The sequence below is a fragment of the Escherichia sp. TC-EC600-tetX4 genome (assembly GCF_019356055.1).
In the GTDB taxonomy this organism is placed as follows: Bacteria; Pseudomonadota; Gammaproteobacteria; order Enterobacterales; family Enterobacteriaceae.
Map to the genome: position 1 here is coordinate 1972080 of NZ_CP079924.1, position 20223 is coordinate 1992302.

A 20223-nucleotide genomic window follows, 5' to 3' on the forward strand; every position below is an offset into this window, starting at 1 on the left:
GTCATGTCTTTTTCCTGTCCACTTTGCCATCAGCCTCTTTCGCGTGAAAAAAACAGCTATATCTGTCCCCAGCGACATCAGTTTGATATGGCGAAAGAAGGGTATGTCAATCTGCTGCCCGTTCAGCATAAACGGTCTCGTGATCCGGGCGACAGCGCGGAAATGATGCAAGCACGCCGCGCATTCTTAGATGCCGGACATTATCAGCCGCTGCGTGATGCAATTGTCGCCCAACTGAGGGAACGGCTTGATGATAAGGCCACGGCGGTGCTGGATATTGGCTGTGGTGAAGGGTATTACACACACGCATTTGCCGATGCGTTGCCCGAAATCACCACGTTTGGTCTGGATGTTTCGAAGGTAGCGATAAAAGCGGCGGCGAAACGCTATCCGCAGGTCACTTTTTGTGTCGCTTCCAGCCACCGTTTGCCGTTTTCCGATACCAGTATGGACGCCATAATACGTATTTACGCGCCGTGTAAAGCAGAAGAATTAGCACGAGTAGTGAAGCCCGGCGGCTGGGTCATTACTGCCACGCCGGGACCGCGACATTTGATGGAGCTGAAGGGGCTGATTTACAATGAAGTACATCTTCATGCACCTCATGCAGAACAACTGGAAGGTTTTACATTACAGCAGAGTGCGGAGTTGTGTTATCCGATGCGTCTTCGCGGTGATGAAGCCGTCGCATTATTGCAGATGACGCCGTTTGCCTGGCGTGCGAAGCCAGAAGTCTGGCAAACACTGGCAGCAAAAGAAGTGTTCGACTGCCAGACGGACTTTAATATTCACCTCTGGCAGCGTTCTTATTAACCGTGGAAGTGCGTCCAGAGGATCTGGACGCCGATGCCGATCAGCACCAGCCCGCCGAGAATTTCCGCTTTTTTCCCAATAATTGAGCCGATAAAGCGACCAACCATCATCCCTAATGTTGACATAATCAAGGTTGCACAACCAATGGCCAATGCGGTCGCGATAATGTTGACCTGCAGGAAAGCAAGACCAACACCCACAGCCATGGCATCCAGGCTGGTGGCAATCGCGGTGGTTACCAGTAGCCAGAAACCGTGTCGACGGCGCGGCTCTTCATCTTCATCATCTGCGCCACGAAAACCCTCAATAATCATTCGCCCGCCGAGGAATATCAGCAGCACAAACGCAATCCAGTGGTTCCATTCAAGGACAAACCGGCTGGCTAACATGCCCATTCCCCAGCCGATCAGCGGCGTCAGGGTTTCGACGGCACCAAAAATAAGGCCGGTTCGCAATGCTTCAGAAAATTTCGGTTTATGGAGGGTGGCACCTTTACCGATTGATGCAGCAAATGCATCCATCGACATACCAAACGCAAGAAGAACAGTAGCAGTGATATTCATGACAATGTCCTGACCGGGGTATCCATAAAACACATCATCGCCCCCAGCAAACATGCATACATGAACAACAAGCCGTGATGGTTTTCGCGTTCATGCAGGCATAGCGATTGATGTGCATATGGTCTCGCCTGACTGAAAGTATTCAGTCCGTACGTGCCACGTTTTGCAACGAGTATGTTGACACGTACATTTCCGGAATCTGGAAATCGGCTACTCCCCAAATGAGGGCGCAACCTTAACATATTTTGAGAATATAAAACAACTGTTGGAATATATTATTTCATTGCTTTATTGATAACGATTTTCATTTGGATTTATATATCAATGAAACGTTAAAATAAATAACAAATAAGGGAAGAGGTAATATAGCCTAAGCTATGTCTGATTATTAAAAATACACTAAACATAGCTTTGGCTAAATTCATAACTTATTGAGTTGAAACGAGAAGCTTATAAATTTTTTCCAGATCGTCGATATTTCGAACGCGGATTAACAGCCGACGCTGTTCTAATTGCATCACCAACACGCCATCTTCCGACAAGTTCATCGCTTTGATTCGGCTATATTCAATCCAGACATTGGCGAAGAAAAAACCTTTTTGTTTAAAGATGATCTTCGGAACGCGGATCCAGAATATATAAAAACCCATCAGAGCCAGTGCGCTTAATAACCATGTCGTTATTAACGCACCATGATTCGTGACGTTGTTATAGATAAGAATGACAATCAATCCGACGAAGATAACGCTATCGATGCGACCACGCCGGAGCAAAGGAATTGCCAGCAGGGTGGGGCCGTTACGGCGGGGCATGATGAACTGATCGTAGATCGCGAAGGCCAGGAGTGCGGCGATGAAAAGAATCAGTACCAGGTCCGTGATTGTCATTAATCCTCCAGATAAAAAAACGGGGCCAAAAGGCCCCGGTAGTGTACAACAGTCTTACAGTCCCAGCAGGCCGCAAGCGTAACCAGCGATACCGATGACGAAGAAGCCAACGATGATCCACAGCGGGTTAACTTTTTTGCGCAGTAGCCACATACAAGCAAAGGTCAGCAGCAGTGGTACCAGGCCTGGCATTAACTGGTCCAGAATAGTCTGGACAGTAGTAACGTGTTCTTTGCCCGTCTGGTCAGTAATGCGAGAGACAACCAGCGGGATGTTGACATGTGTCCACTTGTTAACCAATGCCCCCATGACAAACAGGCCGAGGATAGACGCCCCTTCCGTCAGTTTTTGCAGGAAGCCACCACCCATATCTTTAACGATATCGATACCTTTGGAGTAACCATACGCTACGCCGTAGTAACGGGTTGCCAGACGCACCAGGTTAAACAGGATGAAGAACAGCAGCGGACCTAACAGGCTGCCGCTCATCGCGATACCGGCACCCAGTGCTGCAAATACCGGACGTACGGTTCCCCAGAAGATCGGGTCGCCTACACCAGCCAGTGGCCCCATCAAACCGACTTTGATACCGTTGATAGCACCGTCGTCGATCTCTGCGCCATTAGCACGCTGTTCTTCCAGCGCCAGGGTTACGCCGAGAATCGGCGCAGCCACGAACGGCTGGGTGTTAAAGAACTCCAGGTGACGGCGAATAGCTTGTTTACGAGCTTCGTTGTTCTCAGGGTAGAGGCGACGAATTGCCGGTACCATAGAGAAGCAGAAACCCAGTGCCTGCATACGTTCGAAGTTCCATGAACCCTGGAAGAGGTTAGAACGCAGGAAGACGCCACGAATATCACTTTGAGTGAGTTTTTTCTCGGTGGTAGTTTGAGTTGTATCAACCATTTCGCTCACCTGTTAGTCCAGTTCGTTATCGAGATCGTTGTTACCAGCTGCCTGAGCAGGCGCACCGGCTACGCGGTTGTATTTCGGGCTAAGTTGGATGTAGAGCACTGCCATAACAGTACCAATCACACCCAGAGCAACCAGGTTAAAGTTGGTGAATGCTGCGGTTACGAAGCCGAGGTAGAAGAACGGCATCAGGTAGCCAGCACGCATCATGTTGATAACCATCGCATAACCAACCACCACGATCATGCCACCGGCGATATTCAGACCATTGGTCACCACTTCCGGAATCGCATTCAGCATGTTCTGTACTTCGCTGGTACCAACAGACAGCGCAACGATGACGGCCGGAATAGCCACACGCATTGCTTGCAGGAACAGAGAAGAAACGTGGATCCAGGAAATCGCTGTCAGGTTGCCGTTATCAGCAGCCTTATCCGCAGCGTGCTGGAAAGCAACGGTAATAGTACGAACGATGATGGTCAGTACCTGGCCCGCAGCGGCCAGAGGGATTGCCAGTGCGATACCTGCACCAATGCTCTGATGACCTGCGATAACCAGAATGGTAGAAATGATAGAAGCCAGAGCGGCGTCAGGCGCAACTGCAGCACCGATGTTCATCCAGCCCAGCGCGATCATTTCCAGCGTACCACCGATAATAATACCGGTTTTCATATCCCCAAGAACGATACCCACCAGGGTACACGCGATTAGCGGACGGTGAAACTGAAATTCATCGAGGATTGATCCCATACCTGCGATACAGGCTACGATAAATACCAGCACAATTTGAAGAGTGGTAATCTCCATTGTACTTCTCCTGTTTACGTAAGACTTAAGTGTGAAAACTGAGTGATAATCAACACAATACGTTACTTATCGATTTTGCTGATCAGATCCATCATTTTCAGTTTCGGATCGGTGGAAACCTTACGGACTTCCAGCTCAATACCGCGCGCATTCAGTTTCTTGAACGCCTCGATATCTTTTTCATCAACCGAAACCGCGTTATTCACCTGGGTTTTACCCTGACGGAATGCCATACCACCGACGTTAACAGAGGTGATTTTCACGCCGCCTTCAACGAGACGCTCTACATCTGTTGGGTTGGTAAATAACAGCATTACGCGTTCGCCAGCATATTTCGGGTTGTTGTAGACGCGAATCATTTTGGCAACATCAACTACGTGTGCTGTTACGCCCGGAGGTGCAACCTGGGTGAGCAGTGTCTTACGAACGGTATCCGCAGCCACTTCATCACTAACAACAATAATACGGGAGACATTGGTTTCTTTGGTCCAGCGGGTGGCGACCTGACCGTGAATCAGACGGTCGTCGATACGCGCAAGGCCAATAACCATGTAGTCGTTTGGCCCCATTGGTTTTGCCGGAGTTGGAGCCGCTTTTGGTGCTGCGGCAGCGGGTGCTGGCGCGGCTTTTTCAACCGGTTTGGCTTTCAGTGCTTTCACGCCTTCACGGCCTGTTTCTACTGCCAGTGCCACCAGTTCATCAAAGCTTGGGTCATCATCACGGGCCATTAACGTTTCCACGAGCATTGGAATGTTAACGCCTGCAATGACTTCATAATGCTCTTTGTCGACGACAATGCGGCTGGCAGCATTGAACGGGCTGCCTCCCCATGTATCAACGAGAAACAGCACGCCTTTAGTGGTGTCGAGTTTTGCCAACTGAGCGTTGTACTTTTCAATCAGCGTTTCGGCATTTTCACCTGGAACGAAATCGATCCAGCCGACGTTTTCCTGCTCGCCTAACAGCATTTCTGCCGTTTTAAGCAACTGCTCTGCAGCCCAACCATGTGTGCCTATAACAATAGCAATGGTCACTTGCTACCTCCTTTATTATCGTTAACACCTCAACGTGCCAGATGTATTTTTGAATCGTCGTCCACAATCGAATCGATTCAGATAAGGGCTACAACCAAAAACCCCTGCGTTTCGCGATTTATTTTAGATATCGAAAAAATTATTTTATGTGATGAAGATCCGTAATTTAACTTTCGATTAGCAGAAATTTCGAAAGGTAAAATATCCTTGTCACATTCGTTTGCAAAGGAAGGTAAATCTTTGCCAAATCAGAGGCGTCTCTGATATGTTTAACTCCCGTTTAACAACCATGGAGTATAGGGCAGTAGCCCGCAGTATGGATCGTCACCGACGTCATTTCAGCATCAGGCCTTTTAACGCCTGCCTTTCTGGCACTCTATGCCGCACCTTTCGTTTGCATTTTGTCGTTACGCCTGCATTATTTCTGGCGTCGAATAGCTATTCCTTAAGCAGGAGCTTGTCATGGAATTCTTAATGGACCCCTCAATTTGGGCGGGGCTACTCACGCTTGTTGTTCTCGAAATTGTGCTGGGTATCGATAACCTGGTCTTCATCGCCATTCTTGCTGACAAACTGCCGCCAAAACAACGCGATAAAGCGCGTTTGCTGGGGTTATCACTGGCGCTGATTATGCGTCTGGGGCTGCTGTCGCTGATTTCATGGATGGTCACGCTGACCAAACCGCTATTTACCGTCATGGATTTCTCCTTCTCCGGACGCGACCTGATTATGTTGTTCGGGGGGATATTCTTGCTGTTCAAAGCAACAACCGAACTGCATGAACGGCTGGAAAACCGCGATCATGATTCCGGCCACGGTAAAGGCTACGCCAGTTTCTGGGTGGTCGTCACACAGATTGTCATCCTTGACGCCGTCTTCTCGTTGGATGCGGTAATTACTGCAGTAGGGATGGTTAACCATCTGCCGGTGATGATGGCGGCGGTAGTGATTGCGATGGCGGTTATGTTGCTGGCATCCAAACCGCTGACGCGATTCGTTAACCAGCACCCCACGGTGGTGGTGCTCTGTCTGAGCTTCCTGTTAATGATTGGTCTGAGTCTGGTGGCAGAAGGTTTCGGTTTCCACATTCCGAAAGGTTACCTGTATGCCGCGATTGGCTTCTCGATCATCATCGAAGTGTTTAACCAGATTGCGCGTCGCAACTTTATTCGCCACCAGTCGACTTTGCCGCTGCGAGCGCGTACTGCCGATGCCATCCTGCGTTTGATGGGCGGGAAACGTCAGGCCAATGTTCAGCACGATGCCGATAACCCGATGCCGATGCCGATCCCGGAAGGTGCATTTGCCGAAGAAGAACGTTACATGATTAACGGCGTACTGACGCTGGCGTCGCGTTCTCTGCGCGGGATCATGACGCCGCGCGGTGAAATAAGCTGGGTTGACGCTAATCTCGGGGTCGATGAAATCCGCGAGCAACTGCTCTCTTCACCGCACAGTCTGTTCCCGGTATGTCGCGGTGAACTGGATGAAATCATCGGTATTGTACGTGCTAAAGAACTGCTGGTGGCGCTGGAAGAGGGCGTTGATGTGGCGGCGATTGCTTCGGCGTCTCCGGCGATTATCGTCCCGGAAACCCTCGATCCGATCAACCTGTTGGGCGTGCTGCGTCGTGCTCGCGGGAGCTTTGTTATCGTGACCAACGAGTTTGGTGTGGTACAAGGTCTGGTCACGCCGCTGGATGTGCTGGAAGCCATTGCGGGTGAATTCCCGGACGCTGACGAAACGCCGGAAATCATTACTGATGGTGACGGCTGGCTGGTAAAAGGCGGTACAGATTTGCATGCCTTGCAGCAGGCGCTTGATGTTGAGCACCTTGCCGATGACGATGATATCGCGACGGTCGCGGGCCTCGTGATCTCGGCAAATGGTCACATTCCCCGTGTGGGCGATGTGATTGATGTAGGGCCACTGCATATCACCATCATTGAAGCCAATGATTATCGTGTTGATCTGGTTCGCATTGTTAAAGAGCAACCGGCGCACGATGAAGATGAGTAAGCGTTAACGTAACGGCATAATGGGCGTGATATGTCCATTATGCCGGGCGGGCGGCGGTTGGCTGCCCGCCAGCCATTTGGGAAAATCACGTAGCGGCATCGGCTGTGCGTACAAATACCCTTGCAAAATATGCACGCCATGACGGCGCAAATACTTCGCCTGTTCTTGCGTTTCCACGCCCTCCGCCACCAGTTCAATATTCAGTCTTTGCCCCAGCGCGATGATGATATCGGTCACCGTCGAGTTAACCGCGTCAGAACCTATAGCTGCGGTAAATGACTTATCAATTTTCAGCACGTCAGGACGTAATGTTTCAAGCCAGGAAAACGAGCTGTTGCCGGTGCCGAAGTCATCAATCGCCAGTTTGACGTTTTTACGATGCAGCTCGCGGGCAATCCGATAATCAACATCCAGTAAGGCATCGCGTTCGGTGATTTCGAGGATCAGTTGCTGAATCGGGTGAGCGCTAAACCAGTACTGATTGAGATCTTTTATCAGCACACCACGGCGAAAATGGCTGGGTGCGACGTTAATGCCAACATGAAACTGACTACTCATCGGGAAAACATGGCGCTGACGAATGGTTTCTGCCATCACATAGCGGGTCAGTGGCACAATTAAATGATGTTCTTCCGCGATAGGAATAAACACATCCGGTGAAATCCAGCCCTGACGCGGATTGTTCCAGCGCAGCAAAATCTCTACACCAATACATTGCTGGCTGCGCGCATTAAGCAAAGGCTGACAGAACAATTCGAACTCATGTTGCGCCAGGCCCAGATTGATTTCGCGGGAAAAGCTCATTCGGTAAGCGGTCGCCAGCCAGGCGATGTAGCCCACCAGTAAACTTAGCAGCACCGCCAGCGGTAATTGTGTTGGAAGATAGTGCCATGCCAGCGCCGTAGCCCCCGGACCATTAACGTTAATGGTAAAAGGAAAGCGTTGCGAAGAAACCTGATAGTTTTCATTGTCTTCAGGTTGCGGAAGGGAATCTACCAGCCCATTACCATAGAGCAAATGCCGTTTGTCCACCGTCAGGCTGGCGCTACTGATTTGCGGCAGTTGTGGCTCAAGCAGCATTGCCGTCAGTAAGTCGATGTTAATCATCTCCATGACCCCAGCATTGCTACTGCCCGCTGCAGGCGTCCATTGAATCAAAACCGGACTGCCTTTAATCAGGGCACGGTCGATCGTCAGGCGTAAAAGTGGTTGCGGTGCAGGAAGTTCAGCCAGAATGTCCACGACGGGCACATTGCGATAACCAAAAATGCTGGAGCAATAAAGTGTGCCGTCTTGCACCAGGCCAATGGATCGCACAGTTTGGAGTTTTGCCGCCTGTTTACGTAATGGCAAATGGGCGACAGAGCAGGGCAGACCAATCAGCGGAAGCAAGACTTCGCTACCTGCCTGTAGGGGAAGCAGTACTTTATCTAATTCCTCTACAGCGTGATTGGCGAATTGTACTACCCGTTGTTGATTTAAGTTACGCTGTGAAATAAATCGCACGCTCAGGGTCGAAGCGAGCGTAACGAGTGCGCAAATCGTACAAACAATCATTCGATTACGACGATAGGTTTTAATGATCCGTTGTGCTTTTTGCATGCGGGCCACCCTGTAAGCGTATGGCGACAAACGCCTGACGCAACAGTGGAAGTGTAGTGGGGAATATTACAGCAGACGAGAAAGCGGGTATAAATTCGCCCATCCGTTGCAGATGGGCGAGTAAGAAGTATTAGTCACACTGGACTTTGATTGCCAGACCACCGCGTGAGGTTTCGCGGTATTTGGCGTTCATGTCCTTACCGGTTTCGTACATCGTTTCGATGACCTTATCCAGCGAGACGCGCGGTGCACTGGTGCGGCGCAGAGCCATCCGCGCGGCGTTAATCGCCTTCACAGAGGCAATGGCATTACGCTCAATGCACGGCACCTGAACCTGCCCTGCAACCGGGTCGCAGGTTAAACCAAGGTTGTGTTCCATGCCAATTTCCGCCGCCACGCAAACCTGTTCCGGGCTACCGCCCAGCAGTTCTGCAAGACCCGCAGCAGCCATTGAACAGGCAACACCCACTTCGCCCTGGCAACCAACTTCCGCACCGGAAATAGAGGCGTTCATTTTATACAATGCACCAATCGCGCCCGCTGCCATAAAGTAACGGGTATAGATGTCCGGGCTGACCGATTCAATAAAGTGGTCATAGTAAGCCAGCACTGCCGGAACGATACCGCAGGCACCGTTGGTTGGCGCAGTTACCACACGACCACCGGCGGCGTTTTCTTCGTTAACTGCCAGCGCAAACATGTTTACCCAGTCAATGACATTCATCGGATCGTTAGACAGTTTATCGCTGGAAACCAGCATCCGGCGCAGGGCAGACGCACGACGTGGCACGCGCAGCGGGCCTGGCAGTACACCTTCGGTGTTCATCCCGCGATCGATACATGCCTGCATGGTTTGCCAGACATGCGCGAAATACTCGTCGATCTCTTTCTTGCTGTGCAGCGCCAGTTCGTTCTGCATAGCGAGACCAGACAGCGAATAGCCGGTTTCATTACAGTACGCGAGCAGTTCGGTGGCAGATTTGAACGGATACGGCACGCTTACTTCGTTGGCAGCATCCTGACCAAAGTGTTCTTCATCGACGATAAAACCGCCGCCGATGGAATAATAAGTTTTGCTGTAGACGACTTCATCGCCGTTATAGGCGTGGATTTGCATACCGTTTTCATGCAGCGGCAGGTTGCCGTTATGAAAACGCATCCCGTTGTCGCGCGGGAAATCCACTTCATGCCGTCCCTGTGCCAGCAGCAGACGTTCGCGCTCTTCTACGTCGCGAATAAAACCGGGAATACTGTCGATATCCACGGTGGCAGGTTCGTTACCTGCAAGACCCATAATAATGGCGATATCGGTGTGGTGGCCTTTACCCGTCAGCGACAGTGAACCATAAACGTCCACGGCAACGCGAGTAACGCTATCCAGTAAGCCTTTTTCGACCAGATCATCGACGAACTGTTTACCTGCCTTCATAGGCCCTACGGTATGGGAAGATGAGGGACCAATCCCCACCTTAAACATGTCGAATAGACTAATCACGATAATACTCCTGACAAGGTGACTGGACTTCCAGTAACGAACTAATAACAGCGCATAGTGTAAGAGGGAACGCGGCGACTGGCTTAACTATTCACATGAATTAAACTAATCAAAAACCGCGATTTAACTAATATTGCGATGATTGTCTCAAGTAGTGTTTTGTAGATGTAAAGATAAGTATAGTCAGGGTTTCACACCAATTTGCAGCGCCAGCTCACGAATTATGCCTGCGGTCATTCCCCATACAAAATACTGTTCGTACCAGGACAGCCATACCCGATGTGAATCACCACGGCGGTAGATATCTAAAGGGTGATAACGACCCAGATGTAATGCCTGGGCGAGCGGCATTTCAAACACCGCCGAGACTTCATCTTCACTGGCGCGATACGGCAGATCGGGCGGGATAATGCCGACCACTGGGGTTACCTGGTAGCCAGTGACGCTATCGACGGGCGGCAGCACGCCGATAACTTCAACGGCGGAAGGCGGTATAGCGACCTCTTCTTCAGCTTCGCGCAGCGCGGCGGCGATAGCTGATGCGTCCGTGTCATCGACTGCACCTCCAGGGAATGCCACTTGTCCAGCGTGTTTACGCAGATGAATCGAACGCTGAGTCAGCAACAACCCCGGTTGCGGTCGACGGACGATGGGGATTAACACAGCAGCCTGACGATGATTTAGGGTTTCCCGGTTAATTTGCGGGCGCAAAAGTTGAAAGCGCGATAAAAAATCATCAAGCGTCAGGCTACGGTATTCCACGTCTTACTTCTCCAGTTGCTTCAGGATACGATTAACTTTATCAAAAGTTTCCTGATATTCCGCTTCTTCCTGGCTATCGGCGACAATTCCACCGCCCGCAGAGCAGAAAATTTGTCCGTTAATGGCAGTCAGCGTGCGGATAGTAATACTGGTATCCATGTTGCCGCAAAAGCTCAAATAGCCAATGCTGCCGCACCAGGCATTGCGTCGCTGCGGTTCCAGTTCGTCGATAATTTCCATAGCCCGTACTTTCGGAGCCCCGGTTATTGAGCCACCAGGAAAAGCTGCGCGCAGCAGATCGCTGGCGTGTAACTGTTCTGGTAGTTGCGCCGTTATGGTGCTGACCAGATGATGCACGGCAGGGAAGGGTTCCACCACGAACAGCTCTGGTACTTTTACCGAACCTGCTACGGCAACACGACCGATATCATTACGCATTAAATCGACAATCATCAGATTTTCGGCACGATCTTTCGCTGAGTTCGCCAGTTTTACTGCTTGTTTGCTATCTTCCTGAGGATCGGGCAGGCGTGGTAGCGTGCCTTTAATCGGGCGGGTCTGGATTTCACTATTATCACAAAGAATAAACCGCTCTGGCGAAAGGCTTAAAATTGCACCCTGTTCAAGACGTAAAAAAGCGCTAAATGGCGCGCGGTTGGCCTGATTAAGCTGAAGGAATGCCTGCCATTCATCGCCAGAATAGGTCGCATGAAAACGTTGGGCGAGATTCACCTGATAGCAATCACCGCTGTGCAGATATTCCTGTACCTGGCGAAATTTTTCGCCGTACTGCTCGCGGGTCATATTGGATTGCCAGTCGGAAGTGAGCGTGAAATCTTCCTGCGGCGAGAATTGCTGGCTTTCCAGCCAGGCCCGACGGGCATTGACATCATTATGACTCAGCAAAGAAACTGTATGACGCTGGTGGTCGACAATGAGCGCCCAATCGTAGATACCCACTGCCATATCCGGCAGAACGATATCTTGTTCCGCAATTTCTGGCAGTGACTCAAAACGGCGGCCCAGATCGTAGCCAAACAACCCCAGTGCGCCGCCCTGAAATGGCAAATCTTCGTTATGCGTTGGGCGAATGTCTGCGCGATCCAGCACCTGCTGGAGCACCTGTAGCGGGTCATCAGTGGTCGTTGTGCGTTTTTCGCTTTCACTAACAACGGTTTCTTTACCGAAAGTGGTTAAAGTGCAAATCGGCTCGGCGACCACAATATCAAAGCGGCTATACGGATGATCGGCATAGCCGGAGTGTAAAAGCATCGCCCACGGCAGGTGGCTTAAGCGGGAGAAATAAAATTCAGCGGCGTCCTGACGCCAGGGTAAAGTAATCACAGCGGGAGATAACGTCTTCATCAGTCCTGACTCTACTGGCTATGTGCCGGGTAGCATGAAATAATTAGCGCCAACAATTTAGCAGGAGTTAACAATGTTTGCAGGTTTACCTTCACTCACCCATGAACAGCAGCAAAAAGCTGTCGAGCGGATCCAGGAACTGATGGCACAAGGGATGAGCAGCGGCCAGGCAATCGCGCTGGTGGCAGAAGAGCTGCGTGCCAACCACTCCGGCGAGCGAATCGTGGCGCGTTTTGAGGATGAAGACGAGTAACACACTAATCCGTATCGATTTCGTTATAGAAGCCGATGATCATTTGATTGTGAGAAAAAGGACGCTTTTTATATGTGATTAAAAGCGTCCTGACCCATTTATGCTGATATAAATTTAACTCAGACCAGTGCTTTTAGTTCTTCCTGCATATATGTTGAAAAGTATTCAGGATTTTTAATCACAGAACGTTCACCTGTCTCCATTTTTTTTGCCCATCCAACCATTTTTTCCGTGAACCCAGGGTTCCAGCCTTCCTGGTCAGCTCGCGCCGTAATATCAGCGGCACTCGCGGGTACTCCCAGTTCTTTTAAATATTTAAAGATTCCCTTCGCCGTGCTTTCATTCATCGAACTTGGTGTTGGCGCTGATACATCCATGGCACCAATGAAATCCAGGGCTTTATCTATTACAGCAGGCATATTCTTATCCTTAAAATTAACCATGTTATCGATAAGGCTATATATGACCTTAATTTGCATCTAATATCAAAGGGATTATAACGATATGGCACGAGTTAACCTGTTGACATTCAGGTGTTTTAAAGGTAGCAGCTCATGGTGTGTTATCCAGTAAGATGGAGAAATTTAACGGTCAGTCCGCACGCTATAACCAGATTGTTCAGCTAAGAAAGAAAACCAGAGTTGCTAATCAAAGGGCGAACACAACGGCATGTTTATGTTTATTTATATAGTTAGTTTTATAGATAAAATTGAAATTATAAATATAAATAATGAATTAGCAGAAGCATCAACAGTAATATCTTATTCTCTGGTCGATTTATGTAAAACCGACCAGTATTATCGATAAATTATCGTCTGACTTATTTTGCTTCGATAAAGCTTACACCGCAGCCACAATCTTAATTTCAACTTTATACTTCGGGTTCATCAAACCCGCTTGTACCGTGCAGCGCACCGGCGCATGACCCGCGACAACCCAAGCATCCCACGCTTTATTCATCGCCGCGAAGTCGTTTTTATCGGCCAGGAAAATGGTGGCATCCAGAATGCTCGATTTATTGCTGCCCTGTTTTTCCAGCACGGCGTCAATCTGTGCCAGCGTGTTGGCGGTTTGCTCAAAGGCATCGGCGTCGAGGTTTTCCGGTACACCAGTGTAGTAGAGCGTGTTGTTGTGGATTACTACATCAGACCAGCGGGCTTCAGCATCGATACGAACGATAGTCATCATTTTGTCCTCATTATACTTCCATTTTCGTGCTGCAAAGACTGCCACAATGTGAGGTCGCCGTCACCACTTCAACTGGCGAAAGCGCCCTCATCCTGACATAATCCCTGTTCAAATCAACAGGGGGTAGTGTGACGGACGATTTTGCACCAGACGGTCAGCTGGCGAAAGCGATACCAGGCTTTAAGCCGCGAGAACCACAGCGACAGATGGCGGTAGCCGTCACCCAGGCGATAGAAAAAGGCCAGCCGCTGGTGGTGGAAGCAGGAACCGGTACGGGCAAAACCTACGCTTACCTGGCTCCTGCGCTGCGGGCGAAAAAGAAAGTCATTATCTCGACCGGCTCAAAAGCGTTGCAGGATCAGCTCTACAGCCGCGATTTGCCAACAGTCTCAAAGGCATTGAAATATACGGGCAACGTGGCGCTGCTGAAAGGGCGCTCAAACTACCTCTGCCTCGAACGTCTCGAACAGCAGGCGCTGGCGGGGGGCGATCTGCCGGTACAAATCTTAAGCGATGTGATCCTGCTGCGCTCCTGGTCTAATCAAACAGTCGATGGTGATATCAGCACCTGCGTCAGCGTGGCGGAAGATTCACAGGCGTGGCCGCTGGTCACCAGCACCAACGACAACTGTCTTGGCAGCGACTGCCCGATGTATAAAGATTGCTTTGTGGTCAAAGCACGTAAAAAAGCGATGGACGCCGATGTGGTGGTGGTAAACCATCATCTCTTTCTGGCGGATATGGTGGTTAAAGAGAGTGGATTTGGCGAACTGATCCCGGAAGCGGACGTCATGATCTTCGACGAAGCCCACCAGCTACCGGACATTGCCAGCCAGTATTTTGGTCAGTCACTCTCCAGTCGACAACTGCTCGACCTGGCAAAAGACATCACCATCGCCTACCGCACCGAATTAAAAGACACCCAGCAGTTACAAAAGTGCGCTGATCGTCTTGCCCAGAGTGCGCAGGATTTTCGTCTGCAACTCGGTGAGCCAGGTTATCGCGGTAACCTGCGTGAGCTGTTAGCTAATCCGCAAATTCAGCGGGCATTTTTACTGCTCGATGACACCCTGGAACTTTGTTATGACGTGGCGAAACTGTCACTGGGGCGTTCCGCCTTGCTGGATGCGGCATTTGAGCGCGCCACGTTGTATCGCACACGGCTGAAGCGGCTAAAAGAGATCAATCAGCCGGGCTACAGCTACTGGTACGAATGCACTTCGCGCCATTTTACTCTGGCTCTCACGCCGCTCAGCGTGGCGGATAAATTCAAAGAGTTAATGGCGCAAAAACCCGGTAGCTGGATCTTCACCTCAGCAACGCTGTCGGTGAACGACGATCTGCATCATTTCACCTCGCGGCTTGGCATCGAACAGGCCGAGTCGTTGCTGTTGCCCAGCCCATTTGATTACAGCCGCCAGGCGTTACTCTGTGTGCTGCGCAATCTGCCGCAAACCAACCAGCCAGGTTCTGCTCGCCAGTTAGCGGCAATGCTGCGACCGATCATCGAAGCTAACAACGGTCGTTGTTTTATGCTTTGTACCTCGCACGCCATGATGCGCGATCTGGCCGAGCAGTTCCGCGCTACCATGACGCTTCCTGTATTGTTGCAGGGGGAAACCAGCAAAGGGCAACTGTTGCAGCAATTTGTCAGCGCCGGTAATGCGCTTCTTGTGGCAACCAGCAGTTTCTGGGAAGGGGTGGACGTGCGTGGCGATACATTGTCATTGGTAATTATCGACAAATTGCCGTTTACCTCGCCGGATGATCCACTGTTAAAAGCGCGCATGGAAGATTGTCGTTTGCGCGGTGGCGACCCGTTCGATGAAGTGCAACTACCAGATGCCGTCATTACTCTCAAACAGGGGGTAGGGCGACTGATTCGCGACGCCGACGATCGTGGCGTGCTGGTGATTTGTGACAATCGGCTGGTGATGCGTCCTTACGGCGCGACGTTTCTCGCCAGTCTGCCGCCCGCGCCACGCACCCGTGACATTGCCCGTGCGGTTCGTTTCCTTGCGATACCATCCTCCAGGTAATTTGTTACGGAGTATGGTATGATGCGCGCCTTTTTATTGATCTAAGCACGAAGACCCATGCGAATTCTGGCTATCGATACCGCGACAGAGGCCTGCTCTGTCGCCCTGTGGAACGACGGTACTGTCAACGCTCATTTTGAGCTTTGCCCTCGTGAACATACTCAACGAATCTTACCGATGGTGCAGGATATCCTGACCACCAGCGGAACTTCCCTGACTGATATTAACGCTCTGGCTTACGGGCGCGGCCCCGGTAGCTTTACTGGCGTGCGCATTGGTATTGGCATCGCGCAAGGGCTGGCGCTTGGCGCGGAATTACCGATGATTGGCGTCTCCACGCTAATGACGATGGCGCAAGGGGCGTGGCGCAAAAACGGCGCAACCCGCGTGCTGGCAGCCATTGACGCGCGAATGGGCGAAGTTTACTGGGCCGAATATCAGCGTGATGAAAACGGTATCTGGCACGGTGAAGAAACCGAAGCCGTACTCAAACCCGAAATCGTCCATGAACGAATGCAACAGCTTTCCGGCGAATGGGTGACGGTAGGGACGGGCTGGCAAGCTTGGCCGGATCTCGGTAAAGAGAGCGGGCTGGTTTTGCGCGATGGCGAAGTGTTACTGCCTGCTGCTGAAGATATGCTGCCGATTGCGTGTCAGATGTTTGCTGAGGGTAAAACGGTGGCGGTGGAACATGCCGAACCGGTTTATTTACGTAACAACGTCGCATGGAAGAAACTTCCGGGCAAAGAATGAATCTTAAGAGTATGCCCTGAGAAAAAAAGGAGTCGCACCATGGCGGTTCAAAAGAATGTTATCAAAGGCATACTGGCAGGTACGTTTGCGCTAATGCTGAGCGGTTGTGTCACTGTGCCGGACGCCATTAAAGGCAGCAGTCCCACGCCGCAACAAGATTTAGTTCGGGTGATGAGTGCGCCGCAGCTGTACGTTGGTCAGGAGGCACGCTTTGGTGGCAAAGTGGTTGCGGTACAAAACCAGCAAGGGAAAACTCGCCTGGAAATTGCTACCGTACCGCTGGACAGCGGAGCCAGACCGACGCTGGGAGAACCTTCTCGCGGTCGCATTTATGCCGATGTGAACGGTTTTCTGGACCCGGTGGATTTCCGTGGACAACTGGTTACGGTAGTCGGGCCAATCACTGGTGCGGTTGACGGCAAAATCGGCAATACGCCCTATAAATTTATGGTGATGCAAGTAACGGGTTACAAACGTTGGCATTTAACCCAGCAGGTGATTATGCCGCCTCAGCCGATTGATCCATGGTTTTATGGCGGTCGTGGCTGGCCCTATGGCTACGGCGGATGGGGCTGGTATAATCCCGGCCCCGCGAGAGTACAAACAGTTGTAACTGAATAATTGCTTGTTTTTAAAGAAAAAGAAACAGCGGCTGGTCCGCTGTTTCTGCATTCTTACGGTAAAGATAAAAATAAATAGTGACGCGCTTCGCAACCTTTTCGTTGGGTAATTATCAAGCTGGTATGATGAGTTAATATTATGTTAACGGCATGTATATCATTTGGGGTTGCGATGACGACGAACACGCATTTTAGAGGTGAAGAATTGAAGAAGGTTTGGCTTAACCGTTATCCCGCGGACGTTCCGACGGAGATCAACCCTGACCGTTATCAATCTCTGGTAGATATGTTTGAGCAGTCGGTCGCGCGCTACGCCGATCAACCTGCGTTTGTGAATATGGGGGAGGTAATGACCTTCCGCAAGCTGGAAGAACGCAGTCGCGCGTTTGCCGCTTATTTGCAACAAGGGTTGGGGCTGAAGAAAGGCGATCGCGTTGCGTTGATGATGCCTAATTTATTGCAATATCCGGTGGCGCTGTTTGGCATTTTGCGTGCCGGGATGATCGTCGTAAACGTTAACCCGTTGTATACCCCGCGTGAGCTTGAGCATCAGCTTAACGATAGCGGCGCATCGGCGATTGTTATCGTGTCTAACTTTGCTCACACACTGGAAAAAGTGGTTGATAAAACCGCCGTTCAGCACGTAATTCTGACCCGTATGGGCGATCAGCTATCTACGGCAAAAGGCACGGTAGTCAATTTCGTTGTTAAATACATCAAGCGTTTGGTGCCGAAATACCATCTGCCAGATGCCATTTCATTTCGTAGCGCACTGCATAACGGCTACCGGATGCAGTACGTCAAACCCGAACTGGTGCCGGAAGATTTAGCTTTTCTGCAATACACCGGCGGCACCACTGGTGTGGCGAAAGGCGCGATGCTGACTCACCGCAATATGCTGGCGAACCTGGAACAGGTTAACGCGACCTATGGTCCGCTGTTGCATCCGGGCAAAGAGCTGGTGGTGACGGCGCTGCCGCTGTATCACATTTTTGCCCTGACCATTAACTGCCTGCTGTTTATCGAACTGGGTGGGCAGAACCTGCTTATCACTAACCCGCGCGATATTCCAGGGTTGGTAAAAGAGTTAGCGAAATATCCGTTTACCGCTATCACGGGCGTTAACACCTTGTTCAATGCGTTGCTGAACAATAAAGAGTTCCAGCAGCTGGATTTCTCCAGTCTGCATCTTTCCGCAGGCGGTGGGATGCCAGTGCAGCAAGTGGTGGCAGAGCGTTGGGTGAAACTGACCGGACAGTATCTGCTGGAAGGCTATGGCCTTACCGAGTGTGCGCCGCTGGTCAGCGTTAACCCATATGATATTGATTATCATAGTGGTAGCATCGGTTTGCCGGTGCCGTCGACGGAAGCCAAACTGGTGGATGATGATGATAATGAAGTACCACCAGGTCAACCGGGTGAGCTTTGTGTCAAAGGACCGCAGGTGATGCTGGGTTACTGGCAGCGTCCCGATGCTACCGATGAAATCATCAAAAATGGCTGGTTACACACCGGCGACATCGCGGTAATGGATGAAGAAGGATTCCTGCGCATTGTCGATCGTAAAAAAGACATGATTCTGGTTTCCGGTTTTAACGTCTATCCCAACGAGATTGAAGATGTCGTCATGCAGCATCCTGGCGTACAGGAAGTCGCGGCTGTTGGCGTACCTTCCGGCTCCAGTGGTGAAGCGGTGAAAATCTTCGTAGTGAAAAAAGATCCATCGCTTACCGAAGAGTCACTGGTGACTTTTTGCCGCCGTCAGCTCACGGGATACAAAGTACCGAAGCTGGTGGAGTTTCGTGATGAGTTACCGAAATCTAACGTCGGAAAAATTTTGCGACGAGAATTACGTGACGAAGCGCGCGGCAAAGTGGACAATAAAGCCTGAGCGTTAAGTCAGTCGTCAGACGCCGGTTAATCCGGCGTTTTTTTTGACGCCCACTAAAGAGAAAACAATTTGAATTACCAAATGATTACCACGGACGATGCGCTGGCTTCTTTGTGTGAAGCCGTCCGTGCCTTTCCGGCGATAGCCCTGGATACTGAATTTGTTCGTACGCGCACTTATTACCCGCAGCTGGGGTTGATTCAACTTTTCGATGGCGAGCATCTGGCGCTAATCGATCCACTCGGGATCACCGACTGGTCACCGCTGAAAGCGATCCTGCGCGATCCGTCCATCACAAAATTTCTCCATGCAGGCAGTGAAGATCTGGAAGTGTTCCTCAATGTCTTTGGCGAATTACCACAACCCTTGATTGACACGCAAATCCTTGCTGCCTTCTGCGGACGCCCGATGTCATGGGGTTTCGCTTCCATGGTGGAAGAGTATTCCGGCGTTACGCTGGACAAGAGTGAATCGCGCACCGACTGGCTGGCCAGACCGCTGACCGAACGTCAGTGTGAATACGCAGCGGCGGATGTCTGGTATCTGTTACCGATCACCGCCAAGCTTATGGTAGAAACGGAGGCCTCCGGCTGGCTACCTGCGGCGCTGGATGAATGCCGCCTGATGCAAATGCGTCGTCAGGAAGTCGTTGCGCCGGAAGATGCCTGGCGTGATATCACCAATGCCTGGCAATTACGCACACGCCAACTGGCCTGTCTGCAACTGTTAGCCGACTGGCGACTGCGCAAGGCGCGAGAGCGCGATCTGGCGGTGAACTTTGTCGTGCGTGAAGAGCATTTGTGGTCGGTAGCGCGTTATATGCCGGGAAGTTTAGGCGAACTGGACAGCCTGGGTTTATCCGGTAGCGAAATCCGCTTTCACGGTAAAACGCTGCTAGCGCTGGTGGAAAAAGCGCAGACATTGCCGGAAGATGCCTTACCGCAGCCGATGCTTAACCTGATGGACATGCCGGGTTATCGTAAAGCGTTTAAAGCGATTAAGTCGCTGATTACTGACGTGAGCGAAACGCATAAGATCAGCGCCGAATTGCTGGCATCGCGTCGGCAAATCAACCAACTGCTGAACTGGCACTGGAAACTGAAACCGCAGAACAATTTGCCGGAGCTGATTTCCGGCTGGCGTGGTGAGCTGATGGCGGAAGCATTACACAATTTATTGCAGGAATATCCGCAGTAAAATCTTCCGAAGCCGGACTGGGC

General features: G+C 50.9%; 20 protein-coding genes. 9 read left to right on the top strand and 11 right to left on the bottom strand.

Going from position 1 to position 20223, the window contains the following annotated elements:
* The first annotated feature begins 3 nt into the window (after nucleotides 1-3).
* A complete protein-coding gene (gene rlmA / locus KXD89_RS09455) occupies nucleotides 4-813 on the top strand; it encodes a 23S rRNA (guanine(745)-N(1))-methyltransferase (protein WP_000010115.1) in 810 nt (269 codons plus the stop codon).
* On the opposite strand, the gene mntP is transcribed toward rlmA, so the two are convergent.
* From mntP to manX, 5 genes are all read right to left on the bottom strand, one after another.
* Complete coding sequence (gene mntP / locus KXD89_RS09460; RefSeq protein WP_001296134.1) at nucleotides 810-1376, bottom strand: manganese efflux pump MntP; 567 nt, start codon at nucleotides 1374-1376, stop codon at nucleotides 810-812. The genes rlmA and mntP overlap by 4 nt on opposite strands.
* A 428-nt stretch (nucleotides 1377-1804) precedes the next feature.
* Entirely contained in the window at nucleotides 1805-2263 is a 459-nt protein-coding gene (locus KXD89_RS09465; RefSeq protein ID WP_000156255.1) for a DUF986 family protein, read from the bottom strand.
* A 54-nt stretch (nucleotides 2264-2317) separates the two neighbouring features.
* Complete coding sequence (gene manZ, locus KXD89_RS09470) at nucleotides 2318-3169, bottom strand: PTS mannose transporter subunit IID (RefSeq protein ID WP_000228655.1); 852 nt, start codon at nucleotides 3167-3169, stop codon at nucleotides 2318-2320.
* A gap of 12 nt (nucleotides 3170-3181) precedes the next feature.
* The gene (manY, locus tag KXD89_RS09475) at nucleotides 3182-3982 is read right to left on the bottom strand and encodes a PTS mannose transporter subunit IIC (protein ID WP_000406926.1); all 801 of its coding nucleotides are present in this window, start codon (nucleotides 3980-3982) and stop codon (nucleotides 3182-3184) included.
* Nucleotides 3983-4044: 62 nt separating this feature from the next.
* Nucleotides 4045-5016 carry a PTS mannose transporter subunit IIAB gene (gene manX, locus KXD89_RS09480; RefSeq protein WP_000150543.1) on the bottom strand — a complete coding sequence of 324 codons (972 nt, stop codon included), beginning with the start codon at nucleotides 5014-5016 and terminating at the stop codon, nucleotides 4045-4047.
* A 316-nt stretch (nucleotides 5017-5332) separates the two neighbouring features.
* On the opposite strand from manX, the gene yoaL reads away from it, so the two are divergent.
* Together yoaL and yoaE are read left to right on the top strand one after the other, a co-directional pair.
* Nucleotides 5333-5491 carry a protein YoaL gene (gene yoaL, locus KXD89_RS22435; protein ID WP_001327808.1) on the top strand — a complete coding sequence of 53 codons (159 nt, stop codon included), beginning with the start codon at nucleotides 5333-5335 and terminating at the stop codon, nucleotides 5489-5491.
* Nucleotides 5479-7035, top strand: a complete 1557-nt coding sequence (gene yoaE, locus KXD89_RS09485; protein ID WP_000394983.1) for a CNNM family cation transport protein YoaE — start codon at nucleotides 5479-5481, stop codon at nucleotides 7033-7035. Before yoaL ends, yoaE begins: the two co-directional genes overlap by 13 nt.
* Before the next feature lie 3 nt (nucleotides 7036-7038).
* On the opposite strand, the gene KXD89_RS09490 is transcribed toward yoaE, so the two are convergent.
* The 4 genes from KXD89_RS09490 to pabB all read right to left on the bottom strand — a co-directional run bounded on the left by KXD89_RS09490 (nucleotide 7039) and on the right by pabB (nucleotide 12259).
* Nucleotides 7039-8637: an EAL domain-containing protein gene (locus KXD89_RS09490; RefSeq protein WP_001295494.1), complete on the bottom strand. Its 1599-nt coding sequence runs from the start codon at nucleotides 8635-8637 to the stop codon at nucleotides 7039-7041.
* Between the two features lie 130 nt (nucleotides 8638-8767).
* Nucleotides 8768-10132: an L-serine ammonia-lyase gene (gene sdaA / locus KXD89_RS09495; protein ID WP_000624298.1), complete on the bottom strand. Its 1365-nt coding sequence runs from the start codon at nucleotides 10130-10132 to the stop codon at nucleotides 8768-8770.
* 183 nt (nucleotides 10133-10315) lie between these two features.
* Nucleotides 10316-10894, bottom strand: coding sequence for a CoA pyrophosphatase (locus tag KXD89_RS09500; RefSeq protein ID WP_000456715.1), 579 nt, complete (start codon nucleotides 10892-10894; stop codon nucleotides 10316-10318).
* A 3-nt stretch (nucleotides 10895-10897) separates the two neighbouring features.
* A complete protein-coding gene (pabB, locus tag KXD89_RS09505) occupies nucleotides 10898-12259 on the bottom strand; it encodes an aminodeoxychorismate synthase component 1 (protein ID WP_000855022.1) in 1362 nt (453 codons plus the stop codon).
* 73 nt (nucleotides 12260-12332) lie between these two features.
* On the opposite strand from pabB, the gene KXD89_RS09510 reads away from it, so the two are divergent.
* Entirely contained in the window at nucleotides 12333-12512 is a 180-nt protein-coding gene (locus tag KXD89_RS09510) for a YoaH family protein (protein ID WP_000457334.1), read from the top strand.
* A gap of 119 nt (nucleotides 12513-12631) precedes the next feature.
* On the opposite strand, the gene KXD89_RS09515 is transcribed toward KXD89_RS09510, so the two are convergent.
* Nucleotides 12632-12931 (bottom strand): DUF1889 family protein, encoded by a 300-nt coding sequence (locus KXD89_RS09515; RefSeq protein WP_001111995.1) that lies wholly within the window; start codon nucleotides 12929-12931, stop codon nucleotides 12632-12634.
* Nucleotides 12932-13352: 421 nt separating this feature from the next.
* Nucleotides 13353-13697 carry a RidA family protein gene (locus KXD89_RS09520; RefSeq protein ID WP_001295493.1) on the bottom strand — a complete coding sequence of 115 codons (345 nt, stop codon included), beginning with the start codon at nucleotides 13695-13697 and terminating at the stop codon, nucleotides 13353-13355.
* 131 nt (nucleotides 13698-13828) lie between these two features.
* Here KXD89_RS09520 and KXD89_RS09525 point away from each other — a divergent pair, with 131 nt between their 5' ends.
* The 5 genes from KXD89_RS09525 (at nucleotide 13829) to rnd (ending at nucleotide 20200) form a co-directional block, all read left to right on the top strand.
* Nucleotides 13829-15739 carry an ATP-dependent DNA helicase gene (locus tag KXD89_RS09525; RefSeq protein ID WP_000128841.1) on the top strand — a complete coding sequence of 637 codons (1911 nt, stop codon included), beginning with the start codon at nucleotides 13829-13831 and terminating at the stop codon, nucleotides 15737-15739.
* A gap of 57 nt (nucleotides 15740-15796) precedes the next feature.
* On the top strand, nucleotides 15797-16492 hold the full coding sequence (tsaB, locus tag KXD89_RS09530; protein ID WP_001220966.1) for a tRNA (adenosine(37)-N6)-threonylcarbamoyltransferase complex dimerization subunit type 1 TsaB: 696 nt from the start codon (nucleotides 15797-15799) through the stop codon (nucleotides 16490-16492).
* Between the two features lie 39 nt (nucleotides 16493-16531).
* Nucleotides 16532-17113: a Slp family lipoprotein YeaY gene (yeaY, locus tag KXD89_RS09535; RefSeq protein WP_000290576.1), complete on the top strand. Its 582-nt coding sequence runs from the start codon at nucleotides 16532-16534 to the stop codon at nucleotides 17111-17113.
* Nucleotides 17114-17317: 204 nt separating this feature from the next.
* On the top strand, nucleotides 17318-19003 hold the full coding sequence (fadD, locus tag KXD89_RS09540; RefSeq protein ID WP_000758422.1) for a long-chain-fatty-acid--CoA ligase FadD: 1686 nt from the start codon (nucleotides 17318-17320) through the stop codon (nucleotides 19001-19003).
* 81 nt (nucleotides 19004-19084) lie between these two features.
* Complete coding sequence (gene rnd / locus KXD89_RS09545) at nucleotides 19085-20200, top strand: ribonuclease D (RefSeq protein WP_001307844.1); 1116 nt, start codon at nucleotides 19085-19087, stop codon at nucleotides 20198-20200.
* Nucleotides 20201-20223 lie beyond the last annotated feature (23 nt).